Origin of the sequence: Cardiobacterium sp. Marseille-Q4385 (assembly GCF_916618745.1) — a bacterium.
Taxonomy (GTDB): Bacteria; Pseudomonadota; Gammaproteobacteria; order Cardiobacteriales; family Cardiobacteriaceae; genus Cardiobacterium.
Genome location: NZ_OU745373.1, coordinates 1,775,020 through 1,795,617, shown reverse-complemented (window position 1 = coordinate 1,795,617; position 20,598 = coordinate 1,775,020). Strand labels below are relative to the sequence as shown.

General features: G+C 59.4%; 18 protein-coding genes and 1 other RNA gene. 8 read left to right on the top strand and 11 right to left on the bottom strand.

Annotation, left to right across the window (positions count from 1 at the left end; genetic code table 11):
- Window positions 1–276: 276 nt before the first annotated feature.
- The 3 genes from LG374_RS08710 to LG374_RS08700 form a co-directional block, all read right to left on the bottom strand.
- The gene (locus tag LG374_RS08710) at window positions 277–456 is read right to left on the bottom strand and encodes a hypothetical protein (RefSeq protein ID WP_225757328.1); all 180 of its coding nucleotides are present in this window, start codon (window positions 454–456) and stop codon (window positions 277–279) included.
- Between the two features lie 87 nt (window positions 457–543).
- On the bottom strand, window positions 544–1,821 hold the full coding sequence (locus tag LG374_RS08705) for a tetratricopeptide repeat protein (RefSeq protein ID WP_225757327.1): 1,278 nt from the start codon (window positions 1,819–1,821) through the stop codon (window positions 544–546).
- Window positions 1,822–1,882: 61 nt separating this feature from the next.
- The gene (locus LG374_RS08700) at window positions 1,883–2,272 is read right to left on the bottom strand and encodes a hypothetical protein (protein WP_225757326.1); all 390 of its coding nucleotides are present in this window, start codon (window positions 2,270–2,272) and stop codon (window positions 1,883–1,885) included.
- 222 nt (window positions 2,273–2,494) lie between these two features.
- Here LG374_RS08700 and LG374_RS08695 point away from each other — a divergent pair, with 222 nt between their 5' ends.
- The 4 genes from LG374_RS08695 (at window position 2,495) to LG374_RS08680 (ending at window position 5,440) form a co-directional block, all read left to right on the top strand.
- On the top strand, window positions 2,495–3,199 hold the full coding sequence (locus LG374_RS08695) for an SCO family protein (RefSeq protein ID WP_225757325.1): 705 nt from the start codon (window positions 2,495–2,497) through the stop codon (window positions 3,197–3,199).
- Window positions 3,196–3,738, top strand: a complete 543-nt coding sequence (locus LG374_RS08690; protein ID WP_225757324.1) for a TlpA disulfide reductase family protein — start codon at window positions 3,196–3,198, stop codon at window positions 3,736–3,738. The genes LG374_RS08695 and LG374_RS08690 overlap by 4 nt, the downstream gene beginning before the upstream one ends.
- Window positions 3,735–4,901, top strand: a complete 1,167-nt coding sequence (locus LG374_RS08685; RefSeq protein ID WP_225757323.1) for a YncE family protein — start codon at window positions 3,735–3,737, stop codon at window positions 4,899–4,901. The genes LG374_RS08690 and LG374_RS08685 overlap by 4 nt, the downstream gene beginning before the upstream one ends.
- Before the next feature lie 149 nt (window positions 4,902–5,050).
- Window positions 5,051–5,440 carry a RidA family protein gene (locus LG374_RS08680; RefSeq protein ID WP_225757322.1) on the top strand — a complete coding sequence of 130 codons (390 nt, stop codon included), beginning with the start codon at window positions 5,051–5,053 and terminating at the stop codon, window positions 5,438–5,440.
- On the opposite strand, the gene LG374_RS08675 is transcribed toward LG374_RS08680, so the two are convergent.
- Window positions 5,430–5,660, bottom strand: coding sequence for a hypothetical protein (locus LG374_RS08675; RefSeq protein WP_225757321.1), 231 nt, complete (start codon window positions 5,658–5,660; stop codon window positions 5,430–5,432). The two genes, LG374_RS08680 and LG374_RS08675, sit on opposite strands and share 11 nt — an antisense overlap.
- 24 nt (window positions 5,661–5,684) lie before the next feature.
- Between LG374_RS08675 and LG374_RS08670 the strand changes: the two genes are divergently transcribed.
- Window positions 5,685–6,455 (top strand): formate/nitrite transporter family protein, encoded by a 771-nt coding sequence (locus LG374_RS08670; protein WP_225757320.1) that lies wholly within the window; start codon window positions 5,685–5,687, stop codon window positions 6,453–6,455.
- Window positions 6,456–6,611: 156 nt separating this feature from the next.
- Here LG374_RS08670 and LG374_RS08665 read toward each other — a convergent pair whose 3' ends face one another.
- The 4 genes from LG374_RS08665 to LG374_RS08650 all read right to left on the bottom strand — a co-directional run bounded on the left by LG374_RS08665 (window position 6,612) and on the right by LG374_RS08650 (window position 12,271).
- Entirely contained in the window at window positions 6,612–7,676 is a 1,065-nt protein-coding gene (locus LG374_RS08665) for a hypothetical protein (RefSeq protein WP_225757319.1), read from the bottom strand.
- 102 nt (window positions 7,677–7,778) lie between these two features.
- The gene (locus LG374_RS08660) at window positions 7,779–9,110 is read right to left on the bottom strand and encodes a hypothetical protein (RefSeq protein WP_225757318.1); all 1,332 of its coding nucleotides are present in this window, start codon (window positions 9,108–9,110) and stop codon (window positions 7,779–7,781) included.
- Window positions 9,111–9,482: 372 nt separating this feature from the next.
- Window positions 9,483–9,665: non-coding RNA, 6S RNA (gene ssrS, locus LG374_RS08655), on the bottom strand.
- Window positions 9,666–9,808: 143 nt separating this feature from the next.
- Window positions 9,809–12,271, bottom strand: a complete 2,463-nt coding sequence (locus LG374_RS08650) for a PEP/pyruvate-binding domain-containing protein (RefSeq protein ID WP_225757317.1) — start codon at window positions 12,269–12,271, stop codon at window positions 9,809–9,811.
- Window positions 12,272–12,459: 188 nt separating this feature from the next.
- Here LG374_RS08650 and LG374_RS08645 point away from each other — a divergent pair, with 188 nt between their 5' ends.
- The 3 genes from LG374_RS08645 to LG374_RS08635 all read left to right on the top strand — a co-directional run bounded on the left by LG374_RS08645 (window position 12,460) and on the right by LG374_RS08635 (window position 16,597).
- Window positions 12,460–12,864, top strand: coding sequence for a hypothetical protein (locus LG374_RS08645; RefSeq protein ID WP_225757316.1), 405 nt, complete (start codon window positions 12,460–12,462; stop codon window positions 12,862–12,864).
- Window positions 12,865–12,930: 66 nt separating this feature from the next.
- Window positions 12,931–14,019 (top strand): anhydro-N-acetylmuramic acid kinase, encoded by a 1,089-nt coding sequence (locus tag LG374_RS08640; RefSeq protein ID WP_225757315.1) that lies wholly within the window; start codon window positions 12,931–12,933, stop codon window positions 14,017–14,019.
- A 61-nt stretch (window positions 14,020–14,080) separates the two neighbouring features.
- Window positions 14,081–16,597, top strand: a complete 2,517-nt coding sequence (locus LG374_RS08635; RefSeq protein ID WP_225757314.1) for a DUF1963 domain-containing protein — start codon at window positions 14,081–14,083, stop codon at window positions 16,595–16,597.
- Window positions 16,598–16,760: 163 nt separating this feature from the next.
- Here the strand turns inward: LG374_RS08635 and LG374_RS08630 are convergent, their stop codons facing one another.
- The 3 genes from LG374_RS08630 to nirK form a co-directional block, all read right to left on the bottom strand.
- Window positions 16,761–17,261 carry a FixH family protein gene (locus tag LG374_RS08630; RefSeq protein ID WP_225757313.1) on the bottom strand — a complete coding sequence of 167 codons (501 nt, stop codon included), beginning with the start codon at window positions 17,259–17,261 and terminating at the stop codon, window positions 16,761–16,763.
- The gene (gene ccoG, locus LG374_RS08625) at window positions 17,258–18,628 is read right to left on the bottom strand and encodes a cytochrome c oxidase accessory protein CcoG (RefSeq protein ID WP_225757312.1); all 1,371 of its coding nucleotides are present in this window, start codon (window positions 18,626–18,628) and stop codon (window positions 17,258–17,260) included. The genes LG374_RS08630 and ccoG overlap by 4 nt, the downstream gene beginning before the upstream one ends.
- Before the next feature lie 675 nt (window positions 18,629–19,303).
- Entirely contained in the window at window positions 19,304–20,479 is a 1,176-nt protein-coding gene (nirK, locus tag LG374_RS08620) for a copper-containing nitrite reductase (RefSeq protein ID WP_225757311.1), read from the bottom strand.
- Between the last annotated feature and the right edge of the window lie 119 nt (window positions 20,480–20,598).

Genomic DNA, 20,598 nt, shown 5'->3' with positions numbered 1-20,598 from the left:
GATGATGTGGGATTTTGATGCTGCCTGTTTGCGGCCATTGGTACCGTTATCGGCAGCGGAAATCCGCGCAGAGCGGCGGCAACACGATTCATAGCCCGCCGGCGGATATAGTGTTCTGGATAGCACGGCAGCACTACGACAGCGCGGAAAATGTAGAGACGTTGCCGACAACACCTCAAATAGATAAGCCGGCATTTATCCCGCTTGGCGGGGTTTGTATTGGCTGTGCCTTCGTACACGACAAAAATCTGCCAAGCGGCGTCGTTACTGGGCCCGTCAGGCGGTATAAATACTGGGCTCGCCGAGCGGCGTCGTTGCGAGGCTTTTTGTCGTGTACGAATACGAAGGGCTGTGCATTAAAAAGCCCCGGCAGGCGGGGCTTTGCCCGCTGGCGTGCGCAGCCTGTTCGAGCAGTTGCTGCGTGGCGTCGTCGAGGGGCAGGGTGATGTGGGGCATGGTCGTTATCCGCGCTGGAAGTGATGCCGGGATTATGGCGCTTGCCCGCTAAGCCCGGATTTACGCCGCTTGGCGGGCAACCAGTGCCTATTTGTGGGAATTGGGGAGGACCCATTCCCGGCATCCTGCCGGTATCGGAGGGAGTGAGATGTATAGGCGCGATGCCATGGGCGACTCTTCGCAAGCTTTCCAATAGCGGGGGCGGGTGCCGTCATCCAGAAGTGGCTCGGCGAGGCGGCACCATTCGCGGCGCACTTTATCGTGGGCGGGGACGTTGTAGGGGTAGCAGGGCCATGCCGTCCACGCGCGGGCAAGATATTCATTTGCCATCCGGTGGCGGATAGCATTGTCCCAATGGCGGTAGGCGGCGGCATGGTTGCCAGCGTCGTAATCCATGCTGCCAAGCAGCATCCGGACGGTATCGTCGTAGTCAGCCTTGACGGATTTTTCCCAGTAGTAGCGGACAGCGGCGTAACGCCCCTGCCGGTAGTACCAGTCGCCGGTTTTGATGCAGCTTGGGCCGCCCCAGATCTCGCAATGTCTAATCAGGTTTGCGCGTGGCGGGGTGGGGTCGTCATCCGTCTTTGCCTGTGCAACGGCGAGGCGGGCGAGCCAGCGGGCGGTGGTGCGTGCGGCGGGGCTGTCAGACGATTGTTGCAGATAGAGGTAGCGCAGATAGTTTTCCGCAATGCTATCGCCGCGCGCAGCAGCTTTTTCCAGCCAGTACCGCGCAGCAAAAGTGTGCGGCCGGCTGAGACTGAGGTAGTGCAGGCCGAGGCGGGTCATCGCGGCGGTACTGCCGTTTGCTGCCGCCCGACGGTAATCCGCCAGCGCACGGGCAGCGTCGCCTGTCTGTTCTTCCTGCGAGGCGAGCAGCCATAAGGCAGTGGGATCGCCCGCAGCGGCAGCAGCATCCAGCATAGCGGGGTCATCAACAGCGAGGCGTAGACGGGCGCGATTGTCGCCAACGGCGGCAGCGCGCTGCCAATGCTCGCGGGCACGGCTGGGGTCATGCGGAAAGCCGCTGCGTCCGCTCTCGTACAAATCGCCCAGCAGGACGTCGGCAGCGCTGATGCCGCTTGCGGCGGCGTAGTCTAGCAATTCGTGCAGGTTACGGGTCACGCCATCGCCGTAGTTGAGGACGGCGAGGTTATACACGAGGGCGGGGTCGCCGCCGATGCTGGCAGACTCATCGTTGTAGCCAATCGCCTCCTGATACCAGTAACGCGCCTCAGCAGTGCGACCGGCGGCCAGCGCCAGTTCTGCCTGATGACGTGCGACATCGGCAGGGGATGGCTGGACTTCCTTGGCATTGACGGATGCGATGGCGATGAAGAAGGCGAGCAGGATGGGCAGGAAGGGCATGGCAGCGGGTTTGCCGTTGATATAAAAAAGCCCCGACAGGTGGGGCTTTGCTCGTGAGCGGTTATTTCCGTTCATCCAGAAAGACGACTTCAATCTGCGTCTTGCCGCCTTCCGGCAAGAGAACGTAATTGACGCTGTATTCTAGCTCGTCGCCGTTCATTTTCTTGTATTCGAATTTGGCGCTGTCTTCGCCGACTTCATTCGCTGCTTCGGTCCAGCCGCGTTCCTGTGCCTTGGCCTGAATATCGGCGGCGATGTCGGCGAGTTTGCCACTGCTTTGTACGGTGAAATCGACGCCGCCGGTTTCGTCATCCGCGCCTTCGATGAAGGTCACGTCGGCAGGGATATAGGCGTCTTTTGGCAGGTCTTTCAGCGCTTTCAGTGGCACTTCGGCGAAAGCGGCGCTGGCAGCGAGGGCGGCAGCAAGCGTCGTGAGCAGAGTTTTTCTCATGGTTGTCTCCTTAGCGGGTGGGGATTGAGGCGGCGCATCTTAGCGGATTCGCGCCGGGGCGTTCTTTACGCTTGGTTAGGATTCGTTCCATTTCACGTTCATCCGCCGGGTTAACCGCGTGCTTTCACCGCAGCATGACAAAGCAGCAGGATTGCCCGCGCAGGCGGCAAAGTGTGCGCCCATCCCGCTATAATGCAGGCAGTTTTTCAACCGGAGACAGCCATGACCCACCCGCTTCGTTCCCTCCTTGCCGCTACCCTCTTCACCGCCCTCACTACCCCTGTCGCACTGGCGGAACAGGTTGCCCCTGCCGCCGCCTCGGAAACTACCGCTCCTGCCGCTGCCCCCACTGCCGATGCGGTGCCGACCGGTACCGCTGTGCCGACCGCGCCGCCCGTCATCGGCGATACCTACCACTTCGCCCTGACCGGCCCGGAAGACAAACCCGTGACAGATGCCGATGCCCCCTTCGCCGACAAATACCTGCTGGTCGCCTTCGGCTTCACTTCCTGCCCGGACGTCTGCCCGACGACCCTTTACGAATTCGGCGAAATGCTGAAGAAGGTGAAAGAGCCGGACGTCATCCAGCCCGTGTTCATCAGCATTGACCCGCTGCGCGACAATTCAAAAGTGCTCAACCAGTACACCAATTATTTCAGCCCGCGCATCATCGGCCTCACCGGCGATATGCCAACCATCGAGGCGACCGCCAAGCGCTTCAACGCCACCTTCGGCTACCGCCACCAAGGCAAAAAAGTGACCCCGCCCGACCTGCCCGAAGGCTATACCGTCTATCACAGCACCATGATTTACCTGCTCTCGCCGAAGCGCGAAATGATCGACGTCTTCGACTACCAAAGCGGTGCAGACAAACTCGCGCGCGACATTGAAAAAGCCATCGCCAAAGACCGGGGAGACAAGGCATGAAAACCCGTCACGCCCTTGCCGCCCTGCTGCTCGCCGCCACGGCGGCGCTAGCAGGGCCGGCAGTTATCCTGCCCATTAACCCGCCGGAGCCGCCCAAGGCGGAATGCATCCCGCCGGAAGGCTTCCTGCCTGCCTCCGCCGCGACCCCGCTCAACGAACTGGTCAAACACGACGGCAAGCACAAAGTGGCGCTGCTTAACGTCTGGGCACTGTGGTGCGCGCCCTGCCGCGCGGAACTGCCGCTGCTCGACCAGCTCGCGCAACGTGAAGACGCGCCGTTTGACATCATCACCCTCAACCTCGGCGATGATGCCGCGCAAATCGACAATCTCTTCGCCGACCTGAAAATCCACAAACTGCCGCGCGACAATAGCGGTGACAGCGGCCTCCTGAAAAAACTCGGCGGCGTCGGCCTGCCGCTCTCCGCCTGGTATGTGGACGGCAAAATGGTCGCTAAATCCACCGGCGCCCTGCATGACGGTGATGCACTTCTCGCCTATGCACAGTGCCTCGCCAAGCAGGCAGGAGATACGCCATGAAGCGCCGTCACCTCGTCCTCGGCGGTGCGGCGCTGCTTACCCGCCCACTCTGGGCGCAAGATGCGCCTGAAACGCCCGCTGCCACGCCGGAAAGTCTCTATGACCCGACCCGCTACGTCTTCGCCGCCGACGAAGGCGTGGCGCAAATCCTTGTTGTTGACCTCGAAGAAGGGCGGCAAATCGACAAAATCCGTATGCCGGTCGCCATCCGCGTTCTCTCGTCCAGCACCGACAAACCCTACCTTGCCGTCAGCGACCGCCGTCGCTACGCCATCGTCCTCTACGACCTTGAAAACCGCGAGATGCGGGAAATCCCCATCCCCAGCCGCGCCATGCGCATGATCTTCGTGCCGGAAAGCAGCAAACTCGCCGTCGTTTTCGAAGACCGCGTCGGCATGGTCGATTACCGCAGCGGCGAAGTGAGCTTGCCGGAAAAAACCTTCCAGAACCTCTACACCCGTTTCTCGACCATCTTCAGCGTGTATAGCCAGACCTTTTGGGTGCTGCAAGAAAACACCCCGCTGATTTACCAATACAGCTTCCTAAACCCGGAGGCGGGCTGGCAAACCATCGACATCGGCGAAACACGTGGCCTGGGGCGTGGCGCGCCAAGCTTTGAAGACCGCCTCATTGCCTTTAACACCTACTACGCCGACGAAGGCATCATCTACTTCGCCGACAGCGGCAAAATCATCAAAACCGGGCCGATGTACAAATCGCGCAAACTAAACGAACCGCTGCTGGAGCCCTTTATCGACAACGGCATGCGCCACGTCATCTTCGGCGATACCAGCGGGCGCCTGCTCATCTACGAACCTGACAAGAGTGACGAACCGCAGCGCCTCGACCTCGGCTACCGCCCACGCGTCTTCCGCACCGGCTGGCTGGACCGCTACCTTGTCGTCGGCGGCGACCGCCACCTCAGCATCCACCCCTTCGCCGACCTCAGCCAACGCACCCAGCTCGATTTCGGCTACGACGAAGACGTGCTCGATATGTGGATCAGCGGCGATAGCAAAACCGTCATCTACGGGCGGCAATACAAACCGCTGCTTGGCAGATACGACCTGCAACATATGCAACCCCTGCCGGACATCCCGCTCAGCGGCATTTCCCAGCCGATCTTCATCCGCATGGGCAGCACCAACAACGTCTGCTACTGATTGCGACGCCACCGCATCAAGCCCTTCCGCACGGAAGGGCTTTGACTTCGTACAAAATGACGGACGAAGCCTCCTGATTTCACGCGTGCTACCATGCCGCGCGGCAATTCCCCTGCCATGCCTTACCTTCCAACATTCGGAGTTCACTCATGTACAAAGTCATTCACACCGACAAAGCCCCCGCCGCTATCGGCCCCTACGTGCAAGCGATGGATTTGGGCAACCTCGTCATCACCTCAGGACAAATCCCCGTCAACCCGGCAACCGGCGAAATGCCCGCCGACATCAAGGCGCAAACCCGCCAATCGCTGGATAACATCAAAGCCATCATTGAGCAGGCCGGTTTGCAGGTGAGCAACATCGTGAAAACCACCGTCTTCGTGAAAGATCTCAACCACTTCGCCGACGTGAACAGCGTCTATGAAGCCTTTTTCACCGAATTTGGCGGTGGCGCCTTCCCGGCGCGCTCCTGCGTGGAAGTCGCCCGCCTGCCGAAAGATGCGGGAGTCGAAATTGAAGTGATGGCGGTCAGACCATAACGACAACGACAGGGCGGGTTTTCCCGCCCTTTTTGCTGCCCGCATCGTGGCGGATCCAGTATTGACGCCGCTTGACGAGCCCAGCATTGACGCCGCTTGACGAAAGCTGCCGTGCACAAAGGGGATGCTCCCCCATCTTTTTATCGCTTGCGGCTTCCCGGCCAGGCGCTCTTGTAAAATAGGCGGCGCTTTCCAGATGGAAAACCATTTTTTCATTCATTTTCAACCGATAAAGGAGATTCTCATGGCCGGCGCCAGCCTCGAACCCAAACAAATCCTTGCGTACAGCGCCGACAAGGGCACAGCGAAAGCCGAAAACCGCTGTGACCGTCTTGCCGTCCTCGGCTTTCTCGGCGGCGCCTTTATTTCCGTGGGCTATCTCGCCTATATCCGCATCGTTGCCGCCATGCCGCACGAACTCGCCGGCCTCGGCAAATTGCTCGGTGCTGCCGTTTTCCCCGTCGGCCTCGTCTGCATCCTCCTCGGCGGCGGCGAACTCATCACCGGCAACATGATGGCGCTGCCCGTCGCCTGGCTGCAAAAGCGCATCAAACTGCGACAGTGGGCACGCAACTGGCTCATCGTCACCGCGACCAACGTCCTGGGCGCCTTCTTCGTCGCCTGGTTTTTCGGCCACTATGTCGGCCTGACTGAAGGCGCGGCGCTGGCGGAAACCGTCGCCGTCGCTCACGGCAAAACGGACGTCAGCTTCGGTCAGGCGGTGGTATCGGGTATCGGCTGCAACTGGCTGGTGTGCATGGGGCTGTGGCTGTGCTACGGCGCGGACACGTTCAGCGGCAAAATTCTCGGCTGCTGGTTCCCGGTGATGGTGTTCGTTGCCATCGGTTTCCAGCACGTCGTGGCCAATATGTTTGTCATCCCGGCGGCAATTTGGGGTGGCGGCGACATCACCTGGGCGCAGTTCGCGGAGAACATGGTCTCCGTCTATCTCGGCAATGTCCTGGGCGGCGCGGTCATGGTCGGCGCTTTGTACCATCTTGCTTATCGCGATTGAGCAGCGGTCGGCTGATAGCGTTAAACATCTAAAAAATCGTAACGACGCTGCGTCATCTTGCCGTACGACTTGTCAACGATAAGAAACGGGGCGGACCGGAGAGTCCGCCCCGTCTTTTTTGAAGCGATGTGGCGGGCAAGCCGCCATCCGTCCGCTTTATCGCTTGAAATTGACGGTCATGCGATGCCAATCCGGGTCGCCCTCATGTTCGCTATCCAGTTTTTTAGCGGCTTTGTTCCAGGCGTCTTCCAGCCTGTGTCTGCTGTGGAGTAGCAGGCGGCTATAAACGGGGGGCCTGCTGGAGTCGCGCGCCAAGCCTTTCAGCGCATCAGGCGCCAAACCTTCGCTCGTGCGCAGTCGGCCAGCCGGTGTGCCGGTATCTTCAAATTCTTTCTGGACGGCCTCGGCTTCTTTGAGCATCTCTTCGAAGTGTTGCAGGATCTGCTTGTCTGCCGCTATCAGCGGGGCGATGTATTCGTAGTCGCGCCTTTTCTCCATCATTTCCGCCACGTTTGTCAGCCGGACATTGGTTTTTGTCCAGCGTTCCCGCACAATTTCGATAATCTCTTTCTGATGGTTCATAAGCCCGTCGATGGCGACGATTTTGTCATTCAAATCCAGCATCTGGTTGTTGAATTCTTCTGTGAAGTATGGGAGCAGCTCGGTGTGTTTGAGCACATCGATAAACTCCACATTCCATGGGTATTTTTCGCTCTTCGCTTTGACGCCCGGCAGGGGTTGGTGGGCCGCCAGCCGCTCGGTGATGGCCATGAATTCAAGGTATTTTTTGTTGTAGCCCTCAAGTTGCTTGATATACCTGGTGCCTAAGCCGGTCGAGTTGCACCATTCCACGGCATCCCGCAGTTTTTTGTGCCGGATGCCGAGGCTATTGGTGTAGGCGATAAAGAACGGATCCGTCATTTCTTGCGCGGGAAGGGCTGCTTTGTAAGCAAGGAGCGAGGCCTGCATGTCTTTGCATTGCCGGACTCCTTCCGGGGCGCCGCTAAATTCTGTCGCCTCAAGGAAAGGGCTGTCCGCATACAGGTAACTGACGAATTCCCGCATCCGCCTGCCGACGGGATCATCGGTCCAATTGTCGCTCAACAGCGGCTTGCGGACATCAAGTTCCCAGGCAAGCGCTTGTTTGCAAGCGTCCAAATCCAGCGCTCTTTGTTGGCGGCGCATATCCCGCAGCTGCTGTTCTGCCTCGGATTGCGGCACGAGAGGCTCGTCTTGGGCGGTGGCGGGCAGGGCAACCAGCAGGGCAAGGGTAAGGGCGACCAGGGGGTTGCGGACGGGTGATTTCATGTTGCTCTCCTTGGTTTAGAAACGCGGGGCGTAGTCATAGATGTACCAACGGCCGCCATTTTCGCGGCGCAGGCGGTGCTGCTTCGGTGAACCGACGGATTTGCCGTATTGGTTCCAGGCACGGGTCTCCACCACGGCTTCTTCGATTTTCGGACCGCTGATCTGGTTCAGCGCCGCCTTTTGCTTGTCATCCAGGAAGAAGTTTTCGGCATCGTTCTTGTCGTCAAACCCTTTGACGACGCTGATTTTCGCCGGCTGTTCGATGGTGACGTGGACGTATTCGCCGTGGAAGCGCCCCTGGTGTAAATCCCAGTGATAGCGCAGTTCATCCTGGCCTATGTCTTCTTTGTAGCGTTCGGGATAGATGCAGGCCTGATAGAGGGCGTAGTTTTTCTCCTTGATGGCGGTCACAAAGATGTTCATCAGCTGTTCGGGCGTAGCGTTATCCGGCACGCTGCTCACGCTGTATTGGCTGTTTTTGATGCGTGCCACCTCGTCTTCGCCGACAAAGGCCCCGGTATGGTCGCCGTCGGGTGTGGCGTAAGCCATGACGTGCCCAGGCACGTACAGCGCCACCGGCGTGACCACCCAGCCGAAGTGGAAGGTGCCGACTTTTTTCTCGCTTGGATCCGGGTTCTCGCTGGTGATGTTGCTGATTCGCGCCAGTACCGACCAGCTTTTTACTTCATCCAAACCAGTATCGACCTGGCGGCGGAAGCGCTTCACGGCCTCATAGGGCCCCAGCCAGTCCCGACCATCGATATTGACGAAGTAGTAGCCCGTTGAGGGCTTGCCCGTTGCCACGTATTCGCCGGTGATGCCGTAGAACTGCTTTTGCGGATACTGGATATCATCCAGCACGACGTATTTATCCGTCAGCTCTTCGAGCCCGACCTGCTTGTAATCGGGCGTGGGGAAGGGTTTTTCCAGCAGTTTGTCGCGATATTCGGCAAGTTTGTCATCCCAGGTTTTTTTGCCCAGCGCCGCGATTTCCTGTCGCAATTTGTCCTCCGCTTGCAGGTAGGCGGTCATCTCCGGCGTAATTTCGATGAAATCCCCTTTGCTTTTCATCAGCGCGGCCTTGGTGCGCTGGAACATTTCTTCCACTTTGGCATCGTCAGGGTATTGCTCTTTGAGCGCCTGCACGCGGCTGAGTGCATCCTGCTTGCTGCGCCATACCGCTTTTTCGCCGCCGCGTTGGCGAGCCACTTCTTTCTCAAATTCACTCAAATAGTATTCGGCCTGCCCAATCAGCTGTTCTTTGCTCGCTGCCAGTGCCGGGGCAGAGCTCAAAATGCCGATACCGATGGCGACCGCGCAGGCCAGCCGCTGTAATTGCCTGTTCATATGCAGGAACCTCCTCAGTGATGTGAATGCGCAAACCCAATCTTTTTAATCTGAATATCATATAAGGGGGCTTTCAGGAAAGCCACACGGAAAATTCGTCAGAAAAATAATTTTTTCAAACGGTTGCAGCAATGCACGACAGCAATTGATCACGAAAAAGAGGTGTGCCGCGTGGCGGGAAATGGGGAAAGGGTATGGCAAGCCCCCATGCCGCTCTTTTTATTTTCGGCAGGCTGGCAATGTTTTTATTGATAGCGGGAAGCGCTTTGCAGATAGCGGAAACTTATTGGAATCCGGAGAGGATCATTGGCAAAAAAATGTATTGTCCGATTCGTTGCCAATTCTATTGCAGGGAATTGCAGAAAAAAAGAAAGCATAACCGCGATAGCCGCTTAACCTTATGCCCTTGAACCGCAGGGTTCAAGTGGGGGTCTTAACAAACTTTCGGGCTTCTTGCTTGAAAACAAGCTTGCTCACCCAGTTGCGTCTGACCCCCAAGGCGAGATGTAATTAGGGTCAAGGGGTTTGTAGGAAACGCAAACTTCGCAGTTATGCTTTGCGGGCTACTATAGCGCGAGGTTTTCACGCTGTAAAGCCGTTTTATCTGGAATAATCGGCTGTAAAAAAGGCAATTTATCAATATATTGCGGAAAAGGATTTTTTTATCCAATTCCGCATTGTCAATATTGCCACTGTTTTTACAGGATGATGACCCGTCCCAGGCTGCCATCGATTTTCACCCGCTGGCCGTTCGTCAGGCGGTGGCAGGCATCGCGGATGCCCATCACCGCCGGGATGCCGAGTTCGCGCGCGGTCACGGCACCGTGCGAGAGTGGGCCGCCGCTTTCGGTGATGACGCCGGCGGCGTGGTAGAAAAGCGGTGTCCAGGCGGGATTGGTGGTACGGGCGACAAGGATGGCGCCCTGCGGGAAGTCGGCGAATTGCGCCGGGTCGGTGATGATGAAGACTTCACCGCTGATGCTACCGGGGCTGCCGCCCAGTCCCTGCCAGCTGTTCGCGCCATCTGTCGCAGGTGCGCTGTCCGTGCCGTATTCCCAGACCGGGGCGCGGGCGCAGGCGTCCTGATAAGCGGTTTTTTCACGCACAGCGGTGGCGCGGAGGTCGTGGTAATCACCGCTTGTTATGGCGTGTTCGAGCTCGGCAGGCGGTAGGAAGTAGATGTCCATTGCCTCGTCCAGCGCGCCTTGTTGGACAAGGTGCTCGCCGATGGCACGGGCGGCACGGCGGAATGGCAGGGTGAGGCGGGTAGTCTGGTAGTGTTCGATGTCATCCAGTGCGGTGTAGGTGCGCGCAAGGCGGATGAGTTCTTGCAGGAAGAAGCGCAGTCCGGCCGGCGCGCGCGCCAGCAGTTCGCGTTCGCTGGCGTACATGGCGCTTTTTTTGTCCCAGTATTGGTCGTCGCGGGCGCTGTCGTCCTGGCTTGCCATCATCTGGATTTGGGTGAAGACGGTTTGCGGCGTTTCCAGCCAGGTGGGGTGGTAGGCGTCGAAATCGACTTCGCGGTGGCCGTGCTGGGCGAGGAAGTGGGCAAAGTCATCGCGTATGTCGGGGTAGGCGTCAAGCGCGTTGTTCAGGCTTTCGGCGTCGTGGTAGCGCGTATTGATGAGTTCGGGGTGGGCGCGCAGGCGGCGTGAGAGTTGCCACATGGCGCGGTTGACGGCACCGGTTTTAGTCTCAACGACGCTGATGAGGCGGTCGAAGGTGTCCTGGGCTCTGGCGGGGTCAAGCAGGTCAAGGACGTGACGCAGGACGCGGTAGAGCAGGGTTTGCGTGAGCGAGATGGCGATGTTCGGCAGGAAGTAGGCGGTGCCGAGGTCGTTAATGTCTTGCAGGATGCGCCAGCTTTCGGCGAGGGTTTTGCCGGTGTAGTCGATGGCGTTATAGCGGCCAAGTTCGAGCAGGTAGTGGTCAAGGTCGTTCATCCAGCGGGTCGGCAGTTCGCTGATCCAGGTGTAGCGCGCAAGGCCGCCGTTTTCGATGAAGGTGTTGAGGCTGGCGGTGTTGCGCAGCGGTGCCAGCGGCAGGCGTCCGGCATAGACGCGCACGGCGTTCTGGTTGCCGTAGATGTAGCCGTCTTTTTTGCTGAACCACGGGTCATGCAGCGGCGGCAGCCCCATCAGCGCGAAGGAGTAATTAAGTGATTGGTGGAAGCCCGCTTCGCAGAGTCCCCAAGTGAGCGGGGTGACGGGGTTGGGGAAGCGTTCGGCGGATTCGTCCCGCGTCCAGCTCGGCGCGAAGCGGGTGATGGGGCGCGATTGCAGGAGGTAGAGCGCGCTCCCTTCGTAGGCCCATTCGATGTCTTGTGGGAAGCCAAAATGGGCTTCAGCCTGACGCGCCAGTGCGGCGATTTGCGCCGCCTGCGCGGGTTTGATGGCGGGTCGGGTTTGCTGTGCGGGTGGCAGGTCGATGGTACCGGCCCGGGTTAGCGCCTGCGGTTTGGCGGCAATGCTCTGGCCGCTGACGCTGCCGTTTTTATCCACGCGGTATTCGTCCACCGGTGCTTCGCCGGCAACAACGGTTTCGCCGAGGCCGAAGGCGGCGTTGATGAGGACGGTGTCAACTTCGCCGCGCACGGGGTCAATGGAGAAGGCAACGCCTGCTGCACCGTCTGCCGCCACATCGACCATTTGCTGGATGACAACCGCCATTGCCGCGCTTTCATGTGCCACACCGAGGCGCTCACGGTAGGGCAGGACTTCGGCATTCCACAGGCTGAGCCAGCATTGTTTGACGGCGGCAGCAAGGGCATCCACGCCATGCACGTTGAGCAGGGTGTCGTGCAGGCCGGCAAAGGCGGCGCCGGGCAGGTCTTCAGCGCTGCCGGAGGAGCGCACCGCAAAATAGCGTTCAGGATGGGCGATTTGCAGGACGTTGAGTTGCGCGGTGAGCACGTCCGGCAGGGGTTGGGTGGCAAGGTAGGCGGTGATGGCGGCGCTTTGTGCCTGCGCGTCGCCGTTTTCGGCGAGCAGGGCGGCAATGTGCGCCTGATGCGGCGCAAACCAGGCGCGGTAGGTGTCGGTCGGTAGGATGACGCCGTCAGGTACGGGCAGTCCGGCCTGAGTGGCGCGGGCAAGGCCAAAGCCTTTACCGCCGACACGGGCGACATCAAGCGCTTCGGGGGCGGTGAATGCGAGCAGCATGGGGATATCCTTATGGGTTGCGGATGAAGCGGGGATTATATAGCGGTGCGCCAGGAAAGCCGTGCGATCAGGCGAGTTTGCCGAGCGTATGCAGGATGGGGGACAAACATTACCTGAACGTATGTTGTGCCATTACAACAGACAGCTATACTGCGCTCCGATTCCTTCCCTAAACAAACGAGGTACTTATGACAATGCGTGTACTCCTTTTGGCTGCTCTGACCGCCGCCGGTGTTTTGACCGCCTGCTCGGATGAAACCAAAGACAAGAGCAAAGAAGCCGCCGCTTCTGCAGCCAAAGACGTGAAAGAAACCGCCGCTGCCGCAACCGACAAAGCAAAAGAAGTTGCCAGCGAAGCTGCCGACAAAGCTGCTGCTGCCGGTGAAGCCGTGAAAGAAAAAGCCGGTGAAGCTGTCGACAAAGCGAAAGAAGTCGCCGCCGAAGCCGCCGATAAAGCAGCTGCCGCCGGTGAAGCTGTGAAAGAAAAAGCGGGTGAAGCTGTTGATGCCGCCAAGGCACACGTTCACGAAGCCACCGCACCGGCTGAGACGGAAAAACCTGCCGAAGCTGCTCCGGCAGAAAGCGGCAAATAATCCGCTATCACTACCAAAAGCCCGCGCAAGCGGGCTTTTTTCACGCTGCGGGCTTTTTTCACGCTTATGACCACGACACTCCACTACTATATCGGCATCATGACCGGTACCAGTCTCGACGGTATCGATGCCGCGCTCATCCGCGCCGACGGCGACCGCTATACCTACCTCGCCCATAGCGAGCTGCCCATGCCGCCTGCCCTGCGCGCCGCACTCTACGCCCTCTATCAGCCGGGCGACAACGAACTGCACCGCGCTGCTGTCGCCGCCTGGGAACACGCCGCCGCAAGTGCCGCCGCCGTCGCTGCCCTGCTCCGGGAAACCGGCCTGGATGCTGCTGCCATCACCGCCATCGGTGCCCACGGCCAAACCCTGCGCCACGAACCCGATCACGAGCCGCCCTACACCATCCAGCTGCAAAATCCCGCCCGCCTCGCCGAACTGAGCGGTATCGACATCATCGCCGATTTCCGCAGCCGCGACATCGCCGCCGGCGGTCAGGGTGCGCCGCTTGCGCCGTTCTTCCAGCGCGGCCTGCTCGGCCTGGAACGCGGCACCATCATCAATATCGGCGGCATCGCCAATATCAGCCTGCTCACCGCACAAGGCAGCAGCGGCTACGATACCGGCCCCGGTAACGGTCTCATGGACGGCTGGATACAGGCTCATCGCGACCTGCCCTTTGATGCCGACGGTGGCTGGGCACGCAGCGGCACACTCTTGCCCGATCTGCTCGCCCGCTTCCTCGCCGACCCGTATTTCCACCGCCCACCGCCGAAAAGCAGCGGCCGCGACCATTTCCATCACGACTGGCTCAATCGCCACCTGCTTGGCATTGAAGCGGCGGCAGACGTGCAGCGTACCCTGCTCGAACTCACCGCGCGCAGCATCAGCGATGCCATCCTTGCCCAGCCGACGGGCGGAGAAATCATCCTCGCCGGCGGCGGCGCCAAGAATGCCTTTTTGGTCGAACGCATCAACGCCCACCTTGCCGCGCACGGCTACCGCTGCACCCCCTGCCCTATCCCGACCCAAGCACTGGAAGCAGCGGGCTTTGCCTGGCTCGCCGCACAATTCGTCCAACGCCGCCCGCTGGCCCTCGCTGCGACCACCGGCGGCCAACCGCGCATCCTCGGTGCCCTCTATCCGGCATAAACAACGTCCATAAAAACAATAGGCCAAGGCATAATGGCGCCCCTACTCAACGGAGACCACCATGCCCCCTGCCTTACTTACGCTGCTCGAACGCCGCCTGCCCGCCGCTGCCGTTGCGCAAATTCTGGATAGCGCTATCCCCTCCCTGCCTTACCGCCTCGCCCCGGCCGTCGCCGACCTGCCGCTCACTGCCTCGCGCGTCGGCGGCATCGGCTACTGGCCACAGCACCTGCCGCTGCCGGTCAACGCCCACGGTCAGCCGCTGGCCCTGCTCGCGCAAATCAACCTTGGCGAACTGCCCGCCGGAGCCGCCGTTGCTATCGGCCTGCCGGAACACGGTCTGCTTGCTTTCTACATTGATGGTTATGACGATACCTTCGGCATGAACGACGCCGACCTGCGTAACCATCGCGGCTATCGCTGCGCCTACTTCGCTGACACCACCGCAGTCCCGCACAGCCGCGATCACTGGCGCGCGCAAAACCCCGCCGCCTACCAAGATGACGGCGACGGTACGGCAGATAACGACACCGATGATGAAGATTACTGGGCCGAAAACTGGCAGGAAGACCCGCAAACCTGCCTCAACGGCTGGCTGCAAGCTGTCGGTTTGCTCGTCAGCGCCCTCAATGACCCCGCGCTGAACGCCGCCTGGGACACCGAAAGTACCGCCCTCTACAACAACAGCAGTGCCTGGCTTGCCGCACACCGTGATTTCACCGACCGCGCTGCCTGCCATGCCGCGCTGCGTGCCGCCTGTCCCAGGACTCACGCCCGCATCACCGCGCTGAATGACGCACGCGCCACCCAATGGACGGATGATGCCCTGCTTGCCGACATGGATGCCGCCTTTGCCGCGCGCTGGCAGCATGACCCCCTCGCCGAAATTACCGCCTGGCTCACGCGCCGCGACAAACTCGTCGCCTACATTGATGATGCCGCCCTCAGCCACCTCTGGCAGCAGGAACGCGAGGCCCTGCGCGGCTTTGAGGGCGGCTGCGCGCACCGCTACCACCGCCGCCTGCGCATGGACAGCCTCACTGACCTCGGCTCCGCCCTCGTGCAGGACCATTTCAGTGGCAGCGAGGCACGCGTGCGCGACATCATCGGCAGCGCCGCCGCCACCAACCGGATCAGCCGCGCCAGTTGCTGGGACGATCTTGATGCCATGCCTGCCGCCTACTACCCGCGTCAGTACGCCGAGCTCAACCGCGTCCTCGGCTACCTGCACAGCCACGCCGTTGACAACGCCCCCGCCGTGCAAAACCTTTGGCGACAATACTGGCGGCATGACCCGCAGGCCGTCCTCACCGTTGACTGGGCGATGCAGGACGAACTCATCGCCCATTACCACAACCCTGCTCTCAGCGCCATCTGGCAGGAGGAGTGGCGCGCCATGCGGGACAACGCCGCCGCCATCATCGCTGCCGCGCAGGAAGAGCAGGTTCACGACGCCTCCGAACTCGATGCCATCCTCGAAACCCATATCCCGCGCACGCTCGCCGCTCTCCGCACCAGCTTTCGCGCCGCCGACCCCGCGACCCAGGCGCACCGCAGCGCCCTGGAACAAACCATGCTCGCTGGCCGCATGGAACGCCTCGCCGCACACTTCGCTACTCTCGGCTTCCATGCCGATCCGGACGCGCAGCCTGCCCCCGATCACGCCGCTATCGACCTGTTCGCTGCCGCATTCGGCGAACAACTGGGCGACGACCCCGCCGCGCAAGCAGCCATCCGGCGCTACATCAGCGGCGACGAAAGCGACCCGCTGCAAACCGCCCTTGACCTCCTCGCGCAAACCCTGCACGACGGCGAATCCCCTGAAGAAACCGCCGCCGAGCGGGAAACTTCGCAGCAATACCGCGACCTCTACATCGCCGACAACGACCGCTACGTGGCCTCGCTGCACGACGACGAATACAGCCGCCTCTGGGCAGAAGACCGCGCCGCACTGCTCGCTGCCGACATTGACAACCGCGCCCAGCTTAGCCTGCTGCTCAACTTCAGCCTGCAACAAGGCAGCAACGCCCACCACCTCGCACACTACCACGAAGCCAACCCGGTACTGCTGGCGGTGATGCGCGCGCTCAACAACGTGCCCGCAGACGTTGCGGACAGAACATGGTACTTCCCCATCCACGGCGGCGAATACGCTACGGGCAGAACATGGAACTTCCCCATCTACGACGGCGAATACGCCATGACCTTCCGCCCGCCCGCTGAACACTACCTTCTTGACGACAGCGCCGATTTCGCCGCCCACTACGGCATGTCGCGCGACGACTGGGCGGCCGCACACGGTATCGATCCGGATGACGACGAATGGCACGCTGCCATCAGCCGCGCGCAGGACGGCAACCACCTCGGCGGCTACCCCTTCTTTACCCAGCGCGACCCACGCCTGGATGACCCCACACTCACCGACAGCGTACTGCTCTTCCAGCTTGACAGCTCCGAAGAAGGCAACTGCGTCAACGTAGTATGGGGCGACAACGGCGTCGGCGCCTTCTTCATTGACCGCGCCGACCTCGCCGCCCGCCGCTTCGACAAAGCGTGGTTCTACTGGGATTGCTACTGAAAAACCGTACGCGTCAACCGCTGGGCATAGCTATGGCATCGCTACGATAGCGGAAACAAGTAAAGACGCCGTTTGCAACATTTCTTTATATGCCATCGTGATAAGACGAAAGCCACCGATGCAGAGCAAGCAAGAAGGCGGGGAATAACGCTGCCGGGATTGCTCAGGGATTATCGAGGCGGATAAGCGGCTCACTAGCGGGCGCGGGTTCGCCGTGTTTGGGGTGGCGGCGTTTGCCCTTGATTTGCCAGCTTTTATCGGCGGGAGCAAGGGTGAGGTACCACGTTGCCTGTTTTAACGTGTCGCGGACGGCGGACGGCAGCGGATAATGATTCGGCGCGGTGGCCGTCAGGGTGAGGCTTTGGTCGTATTCGGCCTTGCTGGCATGTTGCAGGCTGAGGGTCAGCGGCTCTATTGACGGCGGTTCGCGCTCAAGGGTAATCGTGCCGCCGTCAATGTCCAGCGTAGCGGTGATAGCGGTGTGCCCCATGTCGCGCTTTTGTGGCGAGAGGCCGGTTTTGTAGTAATCCGGCAGTACGGGTGCTTCTTTGCTGCTCACCGCAAGGTAGATGGTGTACATGCTGCCGCAGACGGTCGCAAGCGGGATGGCAATGATGAGCAGCAGGATGTGGTTTTTGTACCAAGGACGGTTGTCAGTATTCATTTGCTGAGGAATTTGCTGGTTTCGCGGTGGGCGGCGGCGGGGTTGTCGTCGGGGGTGACGATAAATTCGAGGTTCATGTTGGTGCTGGTCAGGTTTCTACGCGGGACGTTGACGCGCAGCACGGTTTCGGACACGGCGCCGGTATCAACGCTGAGGTGGGTTTTGCCGTCAATTTCCGCACCTGCAATGCCGGCCACGCTGAGGGTATAGCGGCGCGGGTGCTCGGTTTTATTGAGGATTTTCACGGTGTAGATGTTCTGGATGCGGCCGCCGCTAATTTTGCGCGCCAGCACGTTACGGTCGCGCAAGATGTTTACATCGAGGTCGCTTTTGCCGGTAATGCTCAAGGCAAAGAGGAGGGCAGCAACGCAGAGTACGGCACCGTAAGCGAGGGTTTTCGGGCGCAGCAGACGCGTTTTCAGCCCGGCGAGGCGGTTGGTCGAGGTGTAGCGGATGAGACCGCGCGGCGCCTTGAGCTGATCCATCATGTTGTCGCAGGCATCAATACAGGCGGCACAGGCGATGCATTCGAGTTGCAGGCCGTCACGGATGTCTATACCGGTCGGGCAGACTTGCACACACATGGTGCAATCCACACAGAAACCGAGCGTTTCAGGGTGCTCACGATCCTGTTTTTTCAGGCGACGGCGTGGCTCGCCGCGTTTGGCGTCGTAGGCAATGATGAGGGTGTCGCGGTCAAACATTGCCCCCTGGAAACGGGCATAGGGGCAGAGGTATTTGCAGAATTGTTCACGCACGATGCCCGCTTGCAGGTAGCAGAAGCCGCCGTAGAGGGCGACCCACAGATAGGCCTGCGGGTTGGCGCGCAGGGTGAAGAAGTCGGGGATAAGCTGGCGGATAGGGGTGAAATAGCCGACGAAACCGATACCGGCGGCAAGCGCCACCCCTGCCCACAGGCTATATTTAAGGATGCGTTTGCGCCCTTTTCTGCCGCGCCACGGCTCGCGCGCAAGTTTGAGCTGCTCGGAACGGTTACCTTCAATTTTTTGCTCAATCCAGAGGAAGACTTCGGTGTAAACGGTGTGCGGACAGGCATAACCGCACCACACGCGCCCCAAGAGGGCGGTCGCAAAGAAAAGCAACAGCGCAAGGCCAAGCAGGATGAAGGTAAGCAGAATGAAATCTTGCGGCCAGATATTGAGGCCGAAGATGTAGAAACGGCGGTGCGGCATATCGAAGAAAATGGCCTGACGCCCGTTCCACTGGAAGAAGGGCAAGATGTGGAAGATGCCGAGCAGCACCAGCAGGGCGGTTTTGCGCAAGCTGGCAAAACGTCCCTTGACGGGACGCGGGCGGATTTTGACGTGTCTTTCGTAGAGGGTTTCCTCAGTTGTTGCGGTGCTCATGATGTTGCCTGCCGTTGTTTTTGTATATTTATGCGGCATTATAGTGGCGGACTGGGTGTTGGTCGTTGTTTTTGCGGCGTTTTTTTCCGATTTTTTTGTTCGGTTTTTTTACAGAGACAGGAAAGGGCAGGTATCCGCTTCATTAACGTCAGTTAATGACTTTTTACGGCACCCGTAATATTTCCCCTTTCTGTCGGTATGTAGTTTTTTTGCAACGTTTTCAGGGAGAAACTGCGTGTTTTTAACCACAATAACGCTTACCACTGCCGTCAGACGGCGGATAGTCTAGGAATATACAGCAAACACTATTTTTTACATTATCCGCTGTTTTTATTTATATTTTTGACGTTGGCACAGTTTACGCATTTATATAGATGTGACAGTAAGCTTAGGACAAGCGCACATTCTTTGGTCGAGAATGTTACGGTCACGACCTTGTGCAGGATGCATTGCGAGGAAGGGGCAAGACGCCTGAATGTGTGAGTTATTCCCCCCTGCTGTGGCAGGGGGATTTTTTTGCGCGTGTACAACAGGGTTGTTGTATAGCCACAAATCGGGCGGCATTTGGTATGAGCTAGCGGCTTCCCGCTGCCACGCCAACCACACGCTTTCTACTGATCACACCTAAACAAAAAAGGAAGGCTTACGCCTTCCTTTTCGCTTGCTGTGAGCGGCTTATTGTTTCGCCGGTTCAGCAGGAGCTTTGGCCTCTTCGCCACCCGCCATCGGGCCTGGCGCTTTGACTTGCTCCATCAGGTCGTTGTTCCATTCGCCATCAACGCGGACATGACCAGCGGCGCCGAGGTTGAACGCTTCAATTAGGTTGTGGTTAACGTAGGCATAGGTACCTGGCTGCTTGAAGGTATACATCGCTGCCCCGGCAGAACCTGCGGCGATAGACCAGGTTTCCAGATCTTGTGCCGGCGGGTCAGCGAGGTTGCCGCGTTCCCAGACGTATTCACCGTGGCCGCCAATGATGTGCGGGTAGGTGTAACGGTTCGCTTGTGAGTGGTAGAACATCACGGTCTCGCCGACTTTGGCGGTCATGGCGTTATCACCAACCAACGAGCCTTTGCTTTCGCCGAAGACGATATGGGTCGGCACCAGACCATCCATTACGGCCTTGTCATCAGCAAAGGAGGCGGACGGGTTGTCATAGCGTTTGTAGTTGCCTTTTTCGTCTTTCGGGATGTAGAAATCCTGCTCGCCGATATAGTAGGCCTTGTCGTAGGTCAGCTTGTTGCCGTTCTTATCCTTGATACCTTCTTTCGGAATGACAAGAATCGCGCCGTTCATGCCGTGCACCAGGTGCCACGGAATCATCGCGCCGCCCGGTGCGCAGTGGTAGATGAACACGCCCGGTTTGGTTGCCTTGAAGCGCAGCACAACTTCCTGACCCGGTGCAACGTGAGTCAAATCACCTGCACCGAGGGCGCCGGTTGAGGCGTGGAAGTCAATATTGTGGATGAGCTGGTTCTTGGCGTCGTTTTTCAGGGTGAGTTCGACGTAATCATCTTGGTGAACGACAATCATCGGACCCGGTACATGGCCATCGAACGCAAATGCCCACATGAACACGCCCGGCTCGACCTCAATTTCTTTTTCCTGGATGGTCATTTCCACTTCGACGATGCGTGGTTTAGCCGGTGCTTCGAGGGTGTGCTCTGGTACGCCAGGCGGGGCAACGAGTTTCTGCTTGACGCGTTCCAGCTTGTCGAGGCCTTCGGCTTGTACGCCGACTTTATAGCCTTCCAGGCCACCAGTGTGCGGGGCGCCTTCTGCGGCATAGCTGAGAGGGGCAGCAGCCAGCATGGATGCTACGACGGAGAGGGATAGCCAAGTTTTTCGCATAATGCGCTCCTGTTCTTGCTTGTTGTGGATAAAAAGTGAAATTTTTTTAAAATTGTAGAGAAGTATCGAAATACAGAGATTGACCTGCATCAATAAGAAGAAAATATAGCCGCACCTGA

Bases quoted from the DNA above. Each gene is read 5' to 3' on its own strand.
- LG374_RS08660 (WP_225757318.1), bottom strand. From the start codon at position 9,110: ATGAACAGGCAATTACAGCGGCTGGCCTGCGCGGTCGCCATCGGTATC.
- LG374_RS08630 (WP_225757313.1), bottom strand. From the start codon at position 17,261: ATGAATACTGACAACCGTCCTTGGTACAAAAACCACATCCTGCTGCTC.
- LG374_RS08700 (WP_225757326.1), bottom strand. From the start codon at position 2,272: ATGAGAAAAACTCTGCTCACGACGCTTGCTGCCGCCCTCGCTGCCAGC.
- LG374_RS08650 (WP_225757317.1), bottom strand. From the start codon at position 12,271: ATGCTGCTCGCATTCACCGCCCCCGAAGCGCTTGATGTCGCCCGTGTC.
- LG374_RS08685 (WP_225757323.1), top strand. From the start codon at position 3,735: ATGAAGCGCCGTCACCTCGTCCTCGGCGGTGCGGCGCTGCTTACCCGC.
- nirK (WP_225757311.1), bottom strand. From the start codon at position 20,479: ATGCGAAAAACTTGGCTATCCCTCTCCGTCGTAGCATCCATGCTGGCT.
- LG374_RS08705 (WP_225757327.1), bottom strand. From the start codon at position 1,821: ATGCCCTTCCTGCCCATCCTGCTCGCCTTCTTCATCGCCATCGCATCC.
- LG374_RS08640 (WP_225757315.1), top strand. From the start codon at position 12,931: ATGACCACGACACTCCACTACTATATCGGCATCATGACCGGTACCAGT.
- LG374_RS08670 (WP_225757320.1), top strand. From the start codon at position 5,685: ATGGCCGGCGCCAGCCTCGAACCCAAACAAATCCTTGCGTACAGCGCC.
- LG374_RS08680 (WP_225757322.1), top strand. From the start codon at position 5,051: ATGTACAAAGTCATTCACACCGACAAAGCCCCCGCCGCTATCGGCCCC.
- LG374_RS08635 (WP_225757314.1), top strand. From the start codon at position 14,081: ATGCCCCCTGCCTTACTTACGCTGCTCGAACGCCGCCTGCCCGCCGCT.
- LG374_RS08675 (WP_225757321.1), bottom strand. From the start codon at position 5,660: ATGAATGAAAAAATGGTTTTCCATCTGGAAAGCGCCGCCTATTTTACA.
- LG374_RS08645 (WP_225757316.1), top strand. From the start codon at position 12,460: ATGACAATGCGTGTACTCCTTTTGGCTGCTCTGACCGCCGCCGGTGTT.
- LG374_RS08690 (WP_225757324.1), top strand. From the start codon at position 3,196: ATGAAAACCCGTCACGCCCTTGCCGCCCTGCTGCTCGCCGCCACGGCG.
- LG374_RS08710 (WP_225757328.1), bottom strand. From the start codon at position 456: ATGCCCCACATCACCCTGCCCCTCGACGACGCCACGCAGCAACTGCTC.
- ccoG (WP_225757312.1), bottom strand. From the start codon at position 18,628: ATGAGCACCGCAACAACTGAGGAAACCCTCTACGAAAGACACGTCAAA.
- LG374_RS08695 (WP_225757325.1), top strand. From the start codon at position 2,495: ATGACCCACCCGCTTCGTTCCCTCCTTGCCGCTACCCTCTTCACCGCC.